Source organism: Clostridium pabulibutyricum, from assembly GCF_058242705.1.
The window spans coordinates 17,333-34,504 of record NZ_JBZAYZ010000011.1; the positions used below are offsets into that span (position 1 = coordinate 17,333).

At 34.2% G+C, this 17,172-nt stretch carries 15 protein-coding genes; 11 read left to right on the plus strand and 4 right to left on the minus strand.

What is annotated here, in order from left to right:
* Positions 1–25: 25 nt before the first annotated feature.
* The 4 genes from AC4CVH_RS11730 to AC4CVH_RS11745 all read left to right on the plus strand — a co-directional run bounded on the left by AC4CVH_RS11730 (position 26) and on the right by AC4CVH_RS11745 (position 4,254).
* A complete protein-coding gene (locus AC4CVH_RS11730) occupies positions 26–466 on the plus strand; it encodes an FHA domain-containing protein (protein WP_490787946.1) in 441 nt (146 codons plus the stop codon).
* A gap of 33 nt (positions 467–499) precedes the next feature.
* Entirely contained in the window at positions 500–1,702 is a 1,203-nt protein-coding gene (locus AC4CVH_RS11735; protein ID WP_490787947.1) for an FtsW/RodA/SpoVE family cell cycle protein, read from the plus strand.
* 1 nt (position 1,703) lies between these two features.
* The gene (locus AC4CVH_RS11740) at positions 1,704–3,131 is read left to right on the plus strand and encodes a peptidoglycan D,D-transpeptidase FtsI family protein (protein WP_490787948.1); all 1,428 of its coding nucleotides are present in this window, start codon (positions 1,704–1,706) and stop codon (positions 3,129–3,131) included.
* A gap of 226 nt (positions 3,132–3,357) precedes the next feature.
* Positions 3,358–4,254, plus strand: a complete 897-nt coding sequence (locus AC4CVH_RS11745; RefSeq protein WP_490787949.1) for an OB-fold nucleic acid binding domain-containing protein — start codon at positions 3,358–3,360, stop codon at positions 4,252–4,254.
* 49 nt (positions 4,255–4,303) lie between these two features.
* Here the strand turns inward: AC4CVH_RS11745 and AC4CVH_RS11750 are convergent, their stop codons facing one another.
* The 4 genes from AC4CVH_RS11750 to AC4CVH_RS11765 form a co-directional block, all read right to left on the minus strand.
* On the minus strand, positions 4,304–6,253 hold the full coding sequence (locus AC4CVH_RS11750; RefSeq protein WP_490787950.1) for an ABC transporter permease: 1,950 nt from the start codon (positions 6,251–6,253) through the stop codon (positions 4,304–4,306).
* On the minus strand, positions 6,246–7,013 hold the full coding sequence (locus AC4CVH_RS11755) for an ABC transporter ATP-binding protein (RefSeq protein ID WP_490787951.1): 768 nt from the start codon (positions 7,011–7,013) through the stop codon (positions 6,246–6,248). Before AC4CVH_RS11755 ends, AC4CVH_RS11750 begins: the two co-directional genes overlap by 8 nt.
* 112 nt (positions 7,014–7,125) lie before the next feature.
* The gene (locus AC4CVH_RS11760; protein WP_490787952.1) at positions 7,126–8,139 is read right to left on the minus strand and encodes a sensor histidine kinase; all 1,014 of its coding nucleotides are present in this window, start codon (positions 8,137–8,139) and stop codon (positions 7,126–7,128) included.
* Positions 8,140–8,141: 2 nt separating this feature from the next.
* Entirely contained in the window at positions 8,142–8,813 is a 672-nt protein-coding gene (locus tag AC4CVH_RS11765) for a response regulator transcription factor (protein ID WP_490787953.1), read from the minus strand.
* Between the two features lie 256 nt (positions 8,814–9,069).
* On the opposite strand from AC4CVH_RS11765, the gene AC4CVH_RS11770 reads away from it, so the two are divergent.
* The 7 genes from AC4CVH_RS11770 to AC4CVH_RS11800 all read left to right on the plus strand — a co-directional run bounded on the left by AC4CVH_RS11770 (position 9,070) and on the right by AC4CVH_RS11800 (position 17,163).
* Complete coding sequence (locus tag AC4CVH_RS11770; RefSeq protein ID WP_490787954.1) at positions 9,070–9,678, plus strand: metal-dependent hydrolase; 609 nt, start codon at positions 9,070–9,072, stop codon at positions 9,676–9,678.
* Between the two features lie 26 nt (positions 9,679–9,704).
* Positions 9,705–11,573 carry an excinuclease ABC subunit UvrC gene (gene uvrC / locus AC4CVH_RS11775; RefSeq protein ID WP_490787955.1) on the plus strand — a complete coding sequence of 623 codons (1,869 nt, stop codon included), beginning with the start codon at positions 9,705–9,707 and terminating at the stop codon, positions 11,571–11,573.
* An 86-nt stretch (positions 11,574–11,659) separates the two neighbouring features.
* Positions 11,660–12,574: a UDP-N-acetylmuramate dehydrogenase gene (gene murB / locus AC4CVH_RS11780; protein ID WP_490787956.1), complete on the plus strand. Its 915-nt coding sequence runs from the start codon at positions 11,660–11,662 to the stop codon at positions 12,572–12,574.
* 97 nt (positions 12,575–12,671) lie between these two features.
* Positions 12,672–13,556 (plus strand): RNase adapter RapZ, encoded by an 885-nt coding sequence (gene rapZ / locus AC4CVH_RS11785; protein ID WP_490787957.1) that lies wholly within the window; start codon positions 12,672–12,674, stop codon positions 13,554–13,556.
* The gene (locus tag AC4CVH_RS11790) at positions 13,553–14,887 is read left to right on the plus strand and encodes a gluconeogenesis factor YvcK family protein (protein ID WP_490787958.1); all 1,335 of its coding nucleotides are present in this window, start codon (positions 13,553–13,555) and stop codon (positions 14,885–14,887) included. Before rapZ ends, AC4CVH_RS11790 begins: the two co-directional genes overlap by 4 nt.
* 8 nt (positions 14,888–14,895) lie before the next feature.
* Complete coding sequence (whiA, locus tag AC4CVH_RS11795) at positions 14,896–15,849, plus strand: DNA-binding protein WhiA (protein ID WP_490787959.1); 954 nt, start codon at positions 14,896–14,898, stop codon at positions 15,847–15,849.
* Positions 15,850–15,858: 9 nt separating this feature from the next.
* A complete protein-coding gene (locus AC4CVH_RS11800; RefSeq protein WP_490787960.1) occupies positions 15,859–17,163 on the plus strand; it encodes a DRTGG domain-containing protein in 1,305 nt (434 codons plus the stop codon).
* Positions 17,164–17,172: the final 9 nt, after the last annotated feature.

The following is a 17,172-nucleotide window of genomic DNA, read 5'->3' on the forward strand; positions in this document are numbered from 1 at the left end:
TCATCTTTAGGGGAGGATATTGAAAATGGATCTAAGTAAATTGAGTTTGATTTTTAAAATTGTAATTATAGGAATAGTATATATTATAATATTCTGGTCTTTAGGCATAATGTACAAAGATGTAAAAAACGGAGGTAAGAAATCCAAAACATCAAATAGAAAATCCTTCGGACTTGAAGTTATTGCAGCTGCAAAAGGTTCTAATCTCAGACGGGGTGCTGTTATACCTGTGAGAAATGAAATAACCATAGGAAGAAAGAGTGACAATAACCTTCGACTTGAAGATCCTTATGCATCATCACATCATGCCAGGTTATATGTAAAGAACGGAAAAGACTGTATTATAGAAGATCTGGGGAGTACTAACGGAACTCTTTTGAATGGAAAAAAACTTAACGGACGTCATTCTCTCAATTCCGGAGATGAAATAAAAATAGGAGGTACGTCTTTTAAGGTTATAAGATAAATCATGTGACTAATTAATAGGTGGTGAAGCGAGATGGATACTACTAGGGATGAAAAAAAACTTTTAAGATATACATACTTTTTGTGTTTTGTCTGTTTTTTTAACCTGGCTGTAATAAAACAGCCCTTTGATAAAGGTGCTATGATAATGGCAGTGGTTACATGCCTTCTCATAGGTTATTCATATTTTGTAATAAGAAAGTTTTTCTCGGATGGAGATAAATACATATTTATTTTTTCAAGTATTTTGGCCGTTATAGGAATGGTCATGCTTTACAGGATAAATATGGAGGTATCTATCAAACAGATAATATGGTTTGCAGTAGGTGTTACAGGATTCATACTGATAGTTGTTTTAATGCCGGATACTGTAAGCTTTAGCAAGTATAAATATATATATTTGGTGGCTACTTTGCTATTTATGAGTCTTGGTACTATTCACGGTACTGAAATAAACGGTTCAAGGAACTGGATTAGACTTGGAGGTTTTCAATTTCAACCTTCGGAGTTTGGAAAGCTGACTCTTGTGGCATATCTTGCGGCAGAACTTAAAAACTACAAGAGTTTTAAAAACCTTATTATTCCAGGAGCCGCTGTTATGATAAGTCTTGGATTCATGGTGGTTCAAAAAGATCTTGGGTCGGCGCTTATAGTTTTTGGAATATCAATAACAATGCTTTACATAGCGACATCCAAATTCAGATATGTAATAATTTGTATTCTGCTTGCCGGGGTAGGTGCGGTTTTGAGTTATCATATGTTCGGGCATGTTCGTACGAGAGTAATGATATGGAGAAATCCATGGCCCTATGCAAACAATCAGAGTTATCAGATAGTACAATCTATGTTTTCTATAGCATCGGGAGGGCTTACAGGTTCAGGACTTGGACTTGGACATCCTGAATATGTACCCATAAACACTACAGATTTTATATTTGCCACTTTGTGTGAGGAACTTGGCGTACTTATGGGATTTGCAGTTATAATATTGTATTTCTTGCTTTTTTACAGATGTATGAGAGCTGCAGTATATTGCAGTGATAAATTTTCGAGACTGCTTGCAGTAGGGTATAGTTCAATGATTGCATCACAGGTACTTGTAATAGTTGGAGGAGTCATGAATGCCATACCTCTTACAGGTGTAACATTGCCACTTGTAAGTTATGGAGGAAGTTCAATGCTTATAACATTTTTTTCCTTGGGTATAATTCAAAAAATATCAGAGGAGGGCAGATAATATGAATAATATACTTAACAATATAAAAAAAGTTATGTTTGTATTTTTGCTGTGTTTTATAGGCTTGATCTCATATATGACATACTTTGAAATGGTTGAAGGACCAAGCATAGTAAACAGTAATTACAATAGGAGACTATGGATAAAAAGAAATGAAGTACTGAGGGGAACGATTTATGATAGAAATGGAACAGCACTTACACGAAGTTATCCTGTGAGTGCTGAGACTCAAAAAAGAGAATATACGGGAGGATCGATATTTGCCCATGTTCTCGGATATGTTAATGAAAAGTATGGTATAACAGGTCTTGAAAGAAAATATGATCAGGAGCTTATGACTACAGATGTAAAGGATAGTTTGAAGAGTCTTATCGAGAACAAAGGAAAGTCAATGAAAAAAGTGGGAAACAGTGTAAAAACAACACTGGATTCTGCAACGCAGAAAGAAGCATACAACCTTTTGGGAAACAACAAAGGTGCTGTGGTTGTGCTTAATCCAAAAACAGGGGCGGTTATAGCTCTCGTTTCAAAGCCTTCATTTAATCCGAACGATCTTGATTCAATATGGTCGGATATAAATAAGGATTCCAGCAGGCCTTTGCTTAACAGGGCAACTGCAGGGCTTTATCCTCCGGGATCGACTTTCAAAACAGTAACTGCTGTAAGTGCTCTTGAAAATATAGGAAATGTGCAAAATAAAACAATAAATGACACAGGCTCTGTTCAAATAGGCTCAGATTACCAGCTTCACAATTACAATGGTGAAGTACTTGGAAGTATTGATTTTGAACAGGCATATGCTCATTCCAGCAATGTATATTTTGGAACGCTTGGGCTGGAGCTTGGAAATGATAATTTAAAGAGGACAGCAGAAGAGTTTTATTTCAACAAAACCATTCCTACAGATGGAATACCTGTTGAGCAAAGTCATTTTCCGACTTTGAAGTCTTATGAAAAAGGAAGTATAGCACAGAGTGCAATAGGTCAAAGCAGTGACCTTGCAAGTCCGCTTCAAATGGCGGTTGTAGTAAGTACTATAGCAAATGGAGGAACAATGATGAAACCTCATCTTGTAGATTCTGTAATTACAAACAGCGGAAAAGTTGTAAAGACAATATCGCCGGAGTCTGCAGGGCAGATAATATCGTCTGATATTGCAAATACCATGAAAAACATGATGAAGTCCGTAGTTGACTATGGTACTGGAACCCAGGCATCACTGAACGGAATACAGGTTGCAGGAAAAACGGGAACTGCCGATAATGAAGAAATGGGAGCAGGTTCACCACCTCATTCCTGGTTTATAGGTTTTGCACCTTATGATGATCCGCAGGTTGCAGTTGCAGTAATTGTTGAGAATGGAGGACAGGGAGGAGTACTCGCGGCGTCCATTGCATCCCAGGTAATAGCAACCTCGCTGCAAAAATAATTATAAAAATTTTATATATGATGTAATTTCCCGGGGAATTTTATTATAATAAGTAATATTATAAAAGTATAATAAATAAATATAATTCTACATTTAGAAACAAGATGACGAAAGCTACGGTATGCATCTTATCTGTGATATGTGTACAGACAGGGGTATACCTCTCTTTTGTCATTTCAATTAATGAGAATGGTGATAAATAGACAAAGAGGGGAGTTAGTCTTTTATGAAAATAGAAGATATATCTAAATTGGTAAATGGTGACAATATTGAAGTTTTGGGGATGGTAAGCGATAAGAGGATAGGTCATAAAAAAGATGGCAATCCATATATTATAATGATAATTCAGGACAATACCTGTTCAATTGCATTTCCAATTTGGGACAATTATCAAAAACTTATGGATTCGGTAAAGGAAGGGTGCATTGTAAGAGTAAAAGGCTATGCTGGAAGCTTTAATGGAAGCATGCAGATAAAAAGTCCTTCTATTCATGTTGTAACAGAAGATGTTGACTATTGTTCTTTTATACCTTTGTATGATGTGCCAGATGAACTTATAACCTACTTTATCAATACAGTAAATAAACTTGAGGATAAATACAGAAAAATTGCCATAGCAGCCACTGGAGCATCAGGTTATAATAACGACAGATGGAAGGCATTTTTGACTTGTGTTGCAGCTGAAAAATTTCATGGAAATAAGCGCGGCGGTTTATTTTTACACACGGTTGGTGTAATGAAAACAATGGAAAGTATTTTGAGCAATTATATTGATAACCCATTTTACATGGATGCAAAGGATGTTATAAACAAAGACAGGATGATACTTAAGGCTGTTGTGCATGATGTTATGAAAATAAAGGAATATGACTATAATGGAATAATACGCAGGAAGTCAATCAAGCTTGACCATATAGTAATGGGGGCTGCCTACTTAATTGAAATAAATAATGAAGTGGGAAATGTGCTTGACCCTGAAGAATTGGATGACATATGTTATTCTATTTTATCTCATCATGGTGAATACGGAAAGTTTGAAGCCAAGGGAGTGGAGGATATACTCTTAAACATAGCAGATACAGTAGACAGTCAAATTGTAAATGCAATAGAAAATAAGATATGAGTAAAGTTACTGGGTGCTAAGCATTAACGCTTAACATCCAGTATTAATATCATTCAACAATTTTGTAGTATGATTTTGCAGTTAGTAAAAATACTATGGTATAGATTACTACAAAGATGAGTATTGTTGCTGCTGTTGAAAATATAAATAAATTTATATTTTCAAGCATCAAAAGAGCAAGTAGTTTTGACATCATTGGGAAAGCAAAAGCAATGTGGATTATGGTGAAAACCAGGGGAAGAAAAAATACCATTAATACTTGACTTCGTATGGTTTTCTTAATCTCTCTTTTATCCATACCAACTTTTTGGAGTATTTTAAAACGTTCTTTATCCTCAAAACCTTCTGATATCTGTTTATAGTAAATGATAAGTACTGTTGCCATAAGAAATAGTACTCCTAAAAATATTCCAATGAAAAACAAGCCGCCATATCCAGAGCTAAAATCTTGTTTGCCAGATACAGAATCTGAAACTAAAGCGTGTATTGTGTTTTGTGAAAAAGCTTTGTTTAATTTATCTGACATCAAGGATATATCTTGCTCTGTACCATTTAAGTTAAAAGCTGTAGTATATTCGTTGGAAGAATTTTTTTGAGTGAAATTTATATCATTTACAAATAGTACGTAAGTATCTATAACATCGGTCATAGTCATGGAATCTACTGAAAAATTTAAAGGTGTATTTAATTTTTCTTTGATGTTGAAAGTCTTGTTATCAATAGTTATTGAAGTTTTTTTAAAACCTTTTGTCTTTGAAAACAGCAGAGCTTCATTATCTTTTAAAGTTACATTCTTATTTTCAATTCTGTTGTAATCTGATATTGGAATTGTTACCAGTAAATACGAATTTTGATTATTTGAAGAACCATTTTCTGATAAAAAATTCCCGCTTTTTTCTACAACTGTTATAGAGTTGCTGTATGTGTGAAACTCATCTTTTGTAGTTAACTTATTAGATTTTAATTCCTGATTTATAATATTGTTTATCTTGTTTATATTAGCTTTATTTAAATTATCCGTTTTTATTGAAAGCTCTCTAGGATATTTTATTTTTAAAATATCTTCCATACCCGCATATAGAGAGGTAGTTGTTGAAAGCATAACAAGTACGGCAGTACTTAAAATACATATATTTGCCAATCCTATTGCATTTTGTTTCATTCTGTACATCATACCTGAAACAGATATAAAATGATTAGTTTTGTAATAAAAGGTTTTATTTCTACGCAGCATCTTTAACATTGATATACTGCCTGACGTAAATAGAGCATAAGTGCCTATCATGACTAAAATTACTGCAATAAAGAACGAAGTAAGTGCTTTAAGCGGAGAATCGACATTTAGAGCTATTCTATATCCACCTAAAAGGGCAGCTAAACCTATAATAGTTATAATTAATTTGGATTTTGGCTCCTTCTCACCCTGATTAGATCCCTTTAAAAGATCGATTGGCTTTAATATTTTAATCTGAAACAGGTTAGATAGTAATGTTGCAAGAAATATTATACCAAAAACAATTAATGTTTTAATTATGGATGGCACTGAAATAGAAAAACCAAAGACAACTTTGAAGCTGAGAATTTTTATAAGTAAAAGGAACATTAACTTGTCAAATATTATTCCTAAGGCAATTCCCAATGTCAAACTTATAGCCGAGGTAAAGATACATTCAAAGAATAGTATCTTTGCAATGTGCTTTTTTTCAAGTCCAAGTACATTATATAGACCTATTTCCTTTTTACGTCTTTTGATTAAAAAGCCGTTTGTATAGAAAAGGAATATTGCTGAAAAAATTGCGATTATTTTTGTACCAAAAGACAGCAGAAGTTTTAAACTGGATGATCCGACAATTTTATTTAATCCTGAATTTATTGACATTGAGTGCATTATATAAAACATTATAATAGTGCATATACATGTCAGAATAAATGGAGCATATGTCTTGCTGTTTTTTTTAATATTTATAACTGCAAGCTTGGGATAAAATAGCTTACTCATGCTTACCACCTCCAGTGGTTATTACTGTAAGTGCATTTGAGATTTTTTCAAACATCTGCTCTTTTGACATAGATCCTTTGTAAATTTGATGGAATACTTCTCCGTCTTTTATAAAAAGAACTCTTCCTGCACGGCTGGCTGCTTTAGCACTGTGAGTGACCATAACAATTGTCTGGCCTTCATTATTAATTTTTGAAAATAAGTCTAAGAGATGATCCGTTGACTTTGAATCAAGTGCACCCGTTGGTTCATCTGCTAAAATAAGCTTTGGGTCTGTAATCAGTGCTCTTGCAACAGCGGCTCTTTGTTTTTGACCACCGGATACTTCATAAGGAAACTTATTAAGTAAAGAATCTATTCCAAGTGTGCGTGCAATTGGTTTTAATTTCTTCTCCATTTCTTTATATGATTTTCTGGATAAAACCAGTGGAAGAAAAATATTGTCTTTTAAAGAAAATGTATCAAGAAGGTTAAAATCCTGAAATACAAAACCTAGATTTTCTCTTCGAAATGCAGTTATTAAGCTTTCTTTTATTGCCACCATATCTTTGCCCTGAAGTATAATTTTCCCGCTGGTTGGTTTATCCAGAGATGCTAACATATTAAGCAATGTAGTTTTCCCAGAGCCCGATTCACCCATGATTGCCACGTATTCACCTTCTTCTACTGAGAATGTGACATTGTTTAGTGCTTTAACCTGATTGCCGCCAAATCTTGTTGAATATATCTTTTTTAAATTATTTACCTCTAACAGTTTCATCTTTTTCCTCCTCAATTTTTACTATACGATTATTATAAAAAAAGAGAGATGTGTCTGCCATAATTTTGGCTTACACTTCGCTCTTTAAACTTACATTTTTGTAAGGATGTATTTATTCGATTATAGTATGCTCAGAAAAGAGGTGAATTTTTACTGTTGTACCCTTGTCTATAACGGAGGTGATGGTTATTGTGTGTGAAAGCTTATCTAGTATTTTTTTGCAGAGGTATAACCCGATTCCCGTGGCCTTTTTATCCATACGGCCATTATAACCAGTAAAACCTCTTTCAAATACTCTTGGAAGGTCTTCCTCTGAGATTCCAACGCCGGTATCATTAATTACAAGAGCCTTTTTTTCTTTATCATCCATGTATATTGATATCTTTCCGCTTTTTGTATACTTTAATGCATTCCATAATATTTGCTCAAGTACAAATACAAGCCATTTTTCATCTGTTAAAACAGAACAATTTATTTCCCTTAGATCAAGAGCTATGTTTTTTCTTATAAATATAGGAGCATATTTTCTTATAACCTGTCTTATAATGTGCATTAAATCATAATTCTTTATTACTAAGTCAGATGAAGAATTGTCTATTTTCAAGTAGCACAGTACCATTTCCACGTATTGCTCAATTTTAAAAACTTGTTCTAAAAGTTCTCTGTTTTGCTCATTGTATTCAGTTTGGAGCAAAAGTTTTATTGCAGCAATTGGTGTTTTGATTTGATGTGCCCAGAGAGTGTAATAATCTATCATTTCTGTGCGCTTAATATCTATATCTGAAATTAGTTTGGTACTTTGCTCATGGAATATTTTTAATATATTTTGATAGTCTGCTTCAATTAAAGTTTTGGCACCTGAAAGACCGTCTAAATTTATATTAATATTTTTCCCTAAAACATTTAAATTTCTATGTTTTTTAAAATAAATGACAAAGTCACAAACTGCAAATATTCCAGTAATAGTCATTGACAATAATAAAGCATACAGAATTGGCTCAAGTGTTATAGAATAAAGAGAAAAGATTGTGATAAAAATAGTTAAGAAGACGGTACAGGTTATTATTAATTTTTTATTGTCTTTAATATACCACAATAGAATCCATAAAAAAGAATTTTGTTTCATAATTATTCCACCATATATCCAATACCTTTTTTGGTCTTTATGAGATCACAAATGCCAATGTCTGAAAGTTTTCTTCTAATACGTGTCATATTTACAGTTAAGGTATTATCGTCTATATAACTGTCGCTTTCCCAGAGCTTTGTCATAATAATATTTCTTGGAATTACACGGCCTATGTTTTCAAACAAAATTTGAAGGATTTTAAACTCGTTTTTGGTAAGTTCAAGTTTGTTATTATTGTATTCGATAGTTGCATCATCCAAGTTTAACACCATACCTTTATGATCGATTATATCCATCTTGCCTCCAAAAGAATATGATCTCCTTAGTAATGCCTGAACTTTTGCAACGAGTACACTTAAGTCAAAAGGTTTGGATATAAAGTCGTCACCTCCCATGTTTACAGCCATAATGATGTTCATATTTTCTGACATAGACGAAATAAATATGATTGGAATTTTTGATATTTTGCGAATTTCACTGCACCAGTGATAACCATTAAAAAATGGCAGCGATATATCCAGAAGAACGAGATGGGGGTCAAAATTTATAAATTCCTGCATTATATCTTTAAAGTCGGATATCAACTCAACTTCATAGTTCCAGCCATTTAAATATTCTTTTATCGACTTTGCAATTACAGCATCATCTTCAACGATCAAAATCTTATACATAGTTTACTCCTATCAGTTAATCTACTCAGAAATTTAAGCATACAGATTTTGTAATTTCAAGTTTTTACTAATATAATTAATTGCATTATATCATATTTAGTGTTTTAAAAAATGTCTTTTATGAACGTATGTTTTTATATGATAGTATTTCCCGGAAAATTTTGTTGTGAAAAGTAATATTATAATTGATTTAATGTTATAATATACTCACTGTAAGGGATATTTAACACGTTAAAGTTTTATAAAAGGAGAAAAAATGAAGGGTAAAACTCATATAGGGATAGGAGTGCTTGCTTTTTTATCTATATATAAAATAATTCCAGGGGGATTTAGCTATATAGGATTGGCTATAACGGCATTTTCATCGGCACTTCCAGATGTGGATCATCCCAAAAGTATAATAAACAAATACATTCTTCCATTTAGAAACAAGATGACAAAAGTTACGGTATATGGATGCCTGGGAATAATTCTGCTCTGGTACGATTATCTTTACCTTAACAGACCAATAGTAAAAGCAATAGGTATAGCCCTTATCCTGATAGCCGTATCTTCACATAGGAATGGACTTACCCACAGTCTGACAGGAATGTCCATGTTTTCGTTTATTGCGGGATATATTGGGAATATGTATAATATACCATATCTGATATATTATTTCATGATAGGCTACGGTATGCATCTTATCTGTGATATGTGTACGGACAGGGGTATACCTCTCTTTTATCCTTTCAGAAATAAAAAAGTCAAGTTTCCCTTTACATATAAGACAAATTCTAAAATCGGTTCGGCCATAGAGCAGCTTCTCATGATTGGAGGACTCCTCTTTACAATTTATAAAATACCAAGTATATTTTATAAATAGACTGGCGGGAGGTCATATAATATAAAATGTTTGATTTTAATTACCAATTAAAAGTACTTCCAGATAAGCCTGGAGTTTATATTATGAAAAATTCTTCAGGAGAGGTTATATATGTTGGAAAGGCTAAAATACTTAAAAATAGGGTAAGACAGTATTTTCAAAAATCGAAGAACCATTCGGGGAAGGTTAGAGCCATGGTTCAGAATATAGCGGAATTTGAGTATATAGTTACAGATTCTGAAATCGAGGCTCTTATCCTGGAATGCAACCTTATAAAGAAGTATAGACCGAAGTATAATATATTGTTGAAGGATGACAAGCATTATCCTTTTATAAAAGTTACGGCAAATGAAAGTTTCCCAAGGATTATAATCACGAGAAATATAAGAAAAGACGGAGCAAAGTATTTTGGACCATTTCCCAATCCATCCTTTGTATATGAAACAATAGAACTTATAAAAAAAGTTTTTCCAGTAAGAAGCTGCAGAATGAAAATAATGCCGGAAAAGAAAAAAGTAAGGCCATGTTTGAACTATTTTATAGGACTATGCAGGGGACCATGTGCCGGTTATATAAATGCAGAGGATTATCGCGAAATAGTCTCCGAGATTATAGATCTTCTTTCGGGGAAGGATAAGGATATAATAAACAAATTGAAAGGTGATATGGAAGAAGCTTCTTCAAATATGGAGTTTGAAAAGGCTGCAACCTTGAGAGATAAGATATTTTCTGTAAAGAAGGTAACTGAGAAGCAAAAGATTATAACTGGAAATTTCGAAGATGAAGATTTTATAAATATATATTCTGATGACAATGATAGTTGTGTACAGGTATTTTTTATGAGAAACGGTAAAATAATCGGAAGAGAACACTATATTATAGAGAACACTGCAGGGCTTCCACCGGGAGAGATAATATCAAATTTCATAAGAGAGTTTTATGGCGGAACTGCACATATACCCAAAATTATATATGTGCCTTTTGCAGAGGATAGTGATCTTCTGTCAAAATGGCTGGGAATGAAGAAGGATTCCAAGGTATCAATAAAGATACCGTATAGAGGTGATAAAAAATCAACTCTTGAACTTGTATGGAAAAATTCAGCAACAATGCTTAAAAATTTTAAAACAAAGATACTTCGGGATAAAAGCGGACAGAAGAAGAATCTTGAACAGATTTCCGAATTGCTTGGACTTGATGATATACCGCATAGGATAGAAGCATATGATATTTCAAATATTCAGGGCATTGATTCTGTTGGAAGCATGGTGGTATTTGAAGATGGATTTCCAAAGCACAGTGATTATAGAAGATTTAAAATTGATACCGTAAAAGGGGCAAATGATTATGACAGCATGAGGGAAATACTTACGAGAAGATTTAGTCACGGTCTTGATGAAATTCGCAGGATACAGGAAAGAAACCTGAAACTGAGTGCCGGAAAGTTTTGTATGTTCCCGGACCTTATAATGATGGATGGAGGAAAAGGGCAGATAAATGTGGCACTTGAAGTAATTAAGGGATTTGATATAGATATACCTGTATGCGGAATGGTAAAAGATGATAATCACAAAACACGGGGAATTATCTATAATAATATAGAGCTTCCAGTTGAGAAGCATTCAAGTCTCATGCAGTTTATTACAAGAATACAGGATGAAGTTCATAGATTTGCTATAATTTATCATAGAACTTTAAGAAATAAGAGGGTTCTTCATTCTGTTTTGGACGACATTCCGCATATTGGTGCAAAGAGAAGGAAGGAACTTCTAAAAAAATTCGGAAGTATAGAAAACATAAAAAAGGCTGCTTTCAAGGAGCTGCTTGACACACCATCAATTGATAAACGGGCGGCCGAAAGTATTGTAGATTTTTTTGAAAAAGATAATGATTAGTTTTATTTCAATCTTGATTAAAAAAGATGTATAAATTATACTGTATTAAGATTTTAAATTTTAGATTTCGAGGAGAAAGGAATAACATGAATAAATATAGACAGTTTGCGTGCGATTTGGAGAGTTTTTTAAAAAAAGAAGATATAAAGATAGATGAGACTATGGGAAAATATACTTCCTTTAAAGTTGGAGGACCTGCGGATATACTTGTAACACCTGAAGATTCCAAAGAGGTTTTGTCTGTTATTGATATATGCAAACGGAAAAAGGTACCATACTACATAATGGGAAATGGTTCTAATTTACTTGTAAAAGATGGTGGTATAAGGGGAATTGTAATTAAACTTACCAAATTGAATAATATAAAGGTTGATGGAGAAAGAATTATTGCAGGAAGCGGATCGGCGATAAAAGATATATCCCAGACGGCACTTGAAAACAATCTTACAGGAATTGAATTTGCCTGCGGAATTCCGGGGAGTGTTGGAGGCGCTGTTGCAATGAATGCAGGGGCGTATAACGGAGAGATATCCAGCATAATAGAAAGCGTATGTATAGTAGATAATCATGGCGAAGTAAAGAATATAAATCTTGAGCAGCTGGAACTTGGATATAGAATGAGTTCGATATTGAAATACGGATACACTGTTCTTGAGGTAACTTTCAAACTTCAAAATGGAGAACATGAAAAGATATATGACAGAATTGAGAATTTGAACAGAAGGAGAAATGAAAAACAACCTCTTGAATATCCTTCGGCAGGAAGTACGTTTAAAAGACCAGAAGGGCATTTTGCAGCAAAGCTCATAGAGGACAGTGGGCTTAAAGGAACAAGTGTAGGTGATGCACAGGTTTCTGAGAAACATTCTGGATTTATAATAAACAAAGGAAATGCTTCAGCAAAAGACATACTCGATCTTATAAAGATAGTACAGGTTACTGTAAAGAAGAAATTTGACGTTGATCTTTATACTGAAGTAAGAATCATAGGAGAAGACTAATTTACCTCTAGGGAATCTATTGATTTATCAAGTTTAGATTCTCTATTTTTTATGTTATAATTAAAAAAAGCATTAGTTATGAACAGGAGGGTTGGTTATGAGATTTGTTATAGTAACAGGTTTGTCAGGAGCGGGTAAAACTCAAGCTGTAAGAAATCTAGAAGACTTGGGATATTTTTGTGTGGATAATCTTCCTCCTACCCTAATACCAAAATTCGCTGAAGCGTGTTATCAAACCAATGGAAAGATAAACAAGATAGCATTGGTTATAGATATAAGGGGCGGGCAGTTTTTCGATGACATATTTGAAAGTCTTGTGTATTTGAAACGACATGATTATAAATATGAAATATTGTTTCTCGATGCGTCTGACGAGGTACTTATAAAAAGATTCAAGGAGTCCAGGAGGAAGCATCCGCTTGCACCTGAAGGAAGAATATTAAATGGAATAACGATGGAGAGAAACAGACTTAGAGAGCTTAAAGACCGTTCGGATAATATAATAGATACATCAGAATTGGCTACGAGAGAACTAAGAGAGAAAATAACGGGTATATATGCAGAGAAAGGTCAGATTGAAAATCAACTTATGATAACAGTACTTTCATTTGGATTCAAATATGGACTTCCGCTGGATTCAGACCTTGTTTTTGATGTTAGATTTCTTCCAAACCCTTTTTACATTTCAGAACTTAAAAGCCACTCTGGAAATGATAAACTTGTAGTTGATTATATAATGGGTTTTAAACAAACCAATCAGTTTGTGGATAAACTTTATGACATGCTTGAGTTTTTGATACCGTATTATGTAAGCGAAGGTAAGAGGCAGCTTATTATTTCAATAGGATGTACCGGAGGACGCCACAGGTCTGTAACAATTGCAAATGCAATTTATGACAGACTGAAGGAAAATGGTCATAGGGTAAATATAGATCATAGAGACATTGAAGAGGATGTTAATAAAGGTGGTAAAAAACTATGAGAATTGCGGGTTGGCTTAGACCTGGAATAAAAGTTAAAAGGTGGATTATGCTTGGAGCCATGGGAGGGCTTTTTATAATATTCGGAGTAATTGAATTTATAAACAGGAGATTCTACAGTATTTATTACATTTCTTTCTATGTATTTTTAATTATTTCCGGTATTTTTGTGTTGTATATTTCTGTAACACAGGGCATGCGTTCAATAATAGCACTTATAAATAGAGGATATCTCAATGTATCTTTTAGTTCCAAAAAGATTGAAAATCTCATATATGAAAAAAGACTTCTGGTAAAAGGGCCTAAAATAGTTACAATTGGTGGAGGAACAGGTCTTTCCACAATGCTTAGAGGATTAAAATATTATACATCCAATATAACTGCTATAGTAACTGTGGGCGACGATGGCGGAGGTTCGGGAGATTTAAGGGAAGATCTTGGAATACTGCCGCCTGGAGATATAAGAAACTGTATTCTTGCACTTGCAGATACTGAACCTTTGATGGAAGATCTGCTGCAGTACAGATTCAAGGATGGGAAACTCAAAAATCAAAGCTTTGGAAATTTGTTTCTTGCAGCGATGAATGGCATATCTTCAAATTTTGAAGAAGCTGTCCACAAAATGAGTTCCGTACTTGCAGTTACGGGAAAAGTTATGCCTGTTACACTGGATAATCTTGTGCTTAAGGCAGAGTATGAAAATGGAAAAATTGTAGAGGGCGAATCACGAATACCTGAATATGCCATAGAAAATAATACGAAAATCAATAGGATTTTCATAGAACCAAAAGGGGCAAAAGCTCTGAAAGAAGCCGTTTCTGCCATAATGGAAGCCGATGCAGTGATTCTTGGACCGGGGAGCCTTTATACAAGTATTATTCCAAATCTCCTGGTGGATGGAATATCTTCAGCACTGCACAAGACCAAGGCAATAAAGATATATATATCAAATATAATGACACAGCCAGGTGAAACAGATGGGTTTTCAGTCGGGGATCATATAAAGGCCATTTACAAGCATGGAGGCAGCGGTATAATTGATTGTACTATTGCAAATGTCGGAAAAATAAGTGGGAATCTTGAAGGAAAATATCATGAAGAGGCCTCGCATCTTGTAAAGATAGACGAGGAAGTTCTTGAGAGGCTTGGTGTAAAACCGATAGAAGGTGACTTTATAAGTGTAAAGGGTGACCTTATAAGACATAATTCTGAAAAGTTGGCTTCTATCCTTATAGAAACTATAATGGACAAAAAACTTTTGTTTGACAGAAAGAAGATAATTGAGTATTTTTATTTATCTGAAAGAATCAAGCAGAAAAAGAATAATAGGTAGGAGATTATATGTCATTCTCAGTAAAAGTAAAAAATGAAATATGCAGATACACGGACATGGGAAGGGAAGAGGCCGCAGCTGAATTATCGGCAATAATGAAGGTGAGTGGAACTTTGATGTTTGGTTCAAACAGGCAATTCAGGTTCAAGGTTTCCACGGAAAATCCAGCAATAGCCAGATTTGTATTTACGCTTCTAAAGGACAAATTCGAGATACATGCCAAGATACTTATGAAAAAGAACAATTCACTAAAAAAAAACAATATATACGTTGTTGTTATAATGGAACAGGTACATGTTAAAAGTCTGCTGGCTGAAATAGGACTTTTTAAGGAAGATGGAAATATTTTTTCACTCGATTACAGCATACCGGAGATTTTTTTTAAAAAGGATATATATAAAAGAGCCTATATAAGAGGTGCATTTCTTGGAGGAGGAAGCATAAGCAATCCTGAAAAGACATATCATCTTGAATTTGTAACCCACAATAATGATTATGCGTGCGATTTGAGCAGGCTTATAAATGATTATGGGCTCAATTCAAAAGTTATTCAGAGGAAAAGCAGCTTTATAGTCTACCTTAAGGAAGGCGAGCAAATAGTAAATTTGCTTGGACTTATAGGGGCGCATTCGTCACTTCTTGAATTGGAAAATGTCAGAATAATGAAAGACATGAGGAATAATGTAAACAGGCTGGTGAACTGTGAAACGGCAAATCTCAGTAAAACTGTAAATGCAGCTGTAAGACAGACGGAGAGCATAAAATTGATTGAAAGAGAAATAGGACTTATGCGTCTTCCGGCTAATTTAAGGGAAATAGCACAGTTGAGGCTGAAATATCCTGACGAATCATTGAAACAGCTTGGAAAAATGCTCAATCCCCCAGTTGGAAAATCAGGGGTCAACCATAGACTAAGAAGAATTGAAAAAATAGCTGAAGAACTTAGAAAAGAAGAAAGGTAGGAGTAATCCATGTCGAAGCACGAAGATGTAATAAAGTATATACTATCATTGGATGTAGGAACCAAAATATCTGTACGAAGTATAGCCAGTGACTTAGGGGTAAGTGATGGAACGGCATATAGGGCAATAAAGGATTCCGACACTCTTGGAATAGTTACAACCATTCCAAGAGTTGGGACTGTAAGGATAGAGAAAGTCGAAAAGAAGAACATAGATGCGCTTACCTATGGAGAGGTAATAAATATAGTTGATGGTACCCTGCTTGGCGGGAAAGACGGAATATACAAGGTGCTTCACTGTTTTGTCATAGGTGCAATGACAATAGATGCAATGGAAAAGTATATAAAAAAGGATTGTCTTTTAATAGTAGGAAACAGGGAAGAAGCACAGAAGCTTGCTCTTATGAATAATTCCGGTGTACTTATAACAGGAGGCTTTTCCTGTAGTGATGAAATAAGAGAACTTGCAAACAAGAGGTGTCTTCCTCTTATATCCACGACATATGATACTTTTACTGTGGCAAGTATGATAAATAAAGCCATTTCGGAAAATATGATAAAGAAAGACATATTGCTCATAGAAGATATAATGCAGGGGGAGCCGCAGTATCTTACTATTTCGGATAAAATATCAACATGGAGACAGAATGTTGAGGAAACTCACCATGAAAGATATCCGGTAGTAGATGTTAGAAAAAGGGTTGTTGGTATAATAACGCTTAAAGATGTCCCGGGAAAAACTCCAGATGACGAGAGTGTAAGCAAGATGATGCATAAAAACCCAATAACTTTAACGCCTAAAACCACGGTGGCCTATGCAGCACATATAATGGGGTGGGAGGGAATAGACCTCTTTCCTGTTGTAGATGGGAAAAAGCTGATTGGGGTTGTTACAAGGGGTGATGTTATAAAAGCGCTTCAGTATATGACGAGGCAGCCGCAGTCGGGGGAGACCCTTGAAGATCTTGTGCTCAGAGAGTTCGAGTTTGAAACAAAATCCGAAGGAATTTATTTTCATGGAAGAATAACTCCGGAGATGCTTGATCCAATAGGAACAGCCTCATGGAGTTCACTTAACATGCTGTTATCTACAATGGGAATTATGACACTCAGGCAAAAGAACAATATAAATATACTTGTAGACAGCATAAACACTTATTTTATGAGACCTGTGCAGATAGACAGTAACATGGATATATATTCCGATATAATAGACATAGGCAGAAATTCATGCAAAGTTGAAATAGATATGTACAATAATAAAAAAGAAATAGTTGGAAAGTCAATTTTGTCCGCACGAATATTGAGAAGATAATAAAATATA

What these genes read in the sequence shown, in the direction of transcription:
- AC4CVH_RS11790 (WP_490787958.1), top strand. Translation starts at nt 13,553, where the DNA reads ATGAGAATTGCGGGTTGGCTTAGACCTGGAATAAAAGTTAAAAGGTGG.
- uvrC (WP_490787955.1), top strand. Translation starts at nt 9,705, where the DNA reads ATGTTTGATTTTAATTACCAATTAAAAGTACTTCCAGATAAGCCTGGA.
- AC4CVH_RS11745 (WP_490787949.1), top strand. Translation starts at nt 3,358, where the DNA reads ATGAAAATAGAAGATATATCTAAATTGGTAAATGGTGACAATATTGAA.
- whiA (WP_490787959.1), top strand. Translation starts at nt 14,896, where the DNA reads ATGTCATTCTCAGTAAAAGTAAAAAATGAAATATGCAGATACACGGAC.
- AC4CVH_RS11765 (WP_490787953.1), bottom strand. Translation starts at nt 8,813, where the DNA reads ATGTATAAGATTTTGATCGTTGAAGATGATGCTGTAATTGCAAAGTCG.
- AC4CVH_RS11740 (WP_490787948.1), top strand. Translation starts at nt 1,704, where the DNA reads ATGAATAATATACTTAACAATATAAAAAAAGTTATGTTTGTATTTTTG.
- rapZ (WP_490787957.1), top strand. Translation starts at nt 12,672, where the DNA reads ATGAGATTTGTTATAGTAACAGGTTTGTCAGGAGCGGGTAAAACTCAA.
- AC4CVH_RS11755 (WP_490787951.1), bottom strand. Translation starts at nt 7,013, where the DNA reads ATGAAACTGTTAGAGGTAAATAATTTAAAAAAGATATATTCAACAAGA.
- murB (WP_490787956.1), top strand. Translation starts at nt 11,660, where the DNA reads ATGAATAAATATAGACAGTTTGCGTGCGATTTGGAGAGTTTTTTAAAA.
- AC4CVH_RS11750 (WP_490787950.1), bottom strand. Translation starts at nt 6,253, where the DNA reads ATGAGTAAGCTATTTTATCCCAAGCTTGCAGTTATAAATATTAAAAAA.
- AC4CVH_RS11730 (WP_490787946.1), top strand. Translation starts at nt 26, where the DNA reads ATGGATCTAAGTAAATTGAGTTTGATTTTTAAAATTGTAATTATAGGA.
- AC4CVH_RS11770 (WP_490787954.1), top strand. Translation starts at nt 9,070, where the DNA reads ATGAAGGGTAAAACTCATATAGGGATAGGAGTGCTTGCTTTTTTATCT.
- AC4CVH_RS11800 (WP_490787960.1), top strand. Translation starts at nt 15,859, where the DNA reads ATGTCGAAGCACGAAGATGTAATAAAGTATATACTATCATTGGATGTA.
- AC4CVH_RS11735 (WP_490787947.1), top strand. Translation starts at nt 500, where the DNA reads ATGGATACTACTAGGGATGAAAAAAAACTTTTAAGATATACATACTTT.
- AC4CVH_RS11760 (WP_490787952.1), bottom strand. Translation starts at nt 8,139, where the DNA reads ATGAAACAAAATTCTTTTTTATGGATTCTATTGTGGTATATTAAAGAC.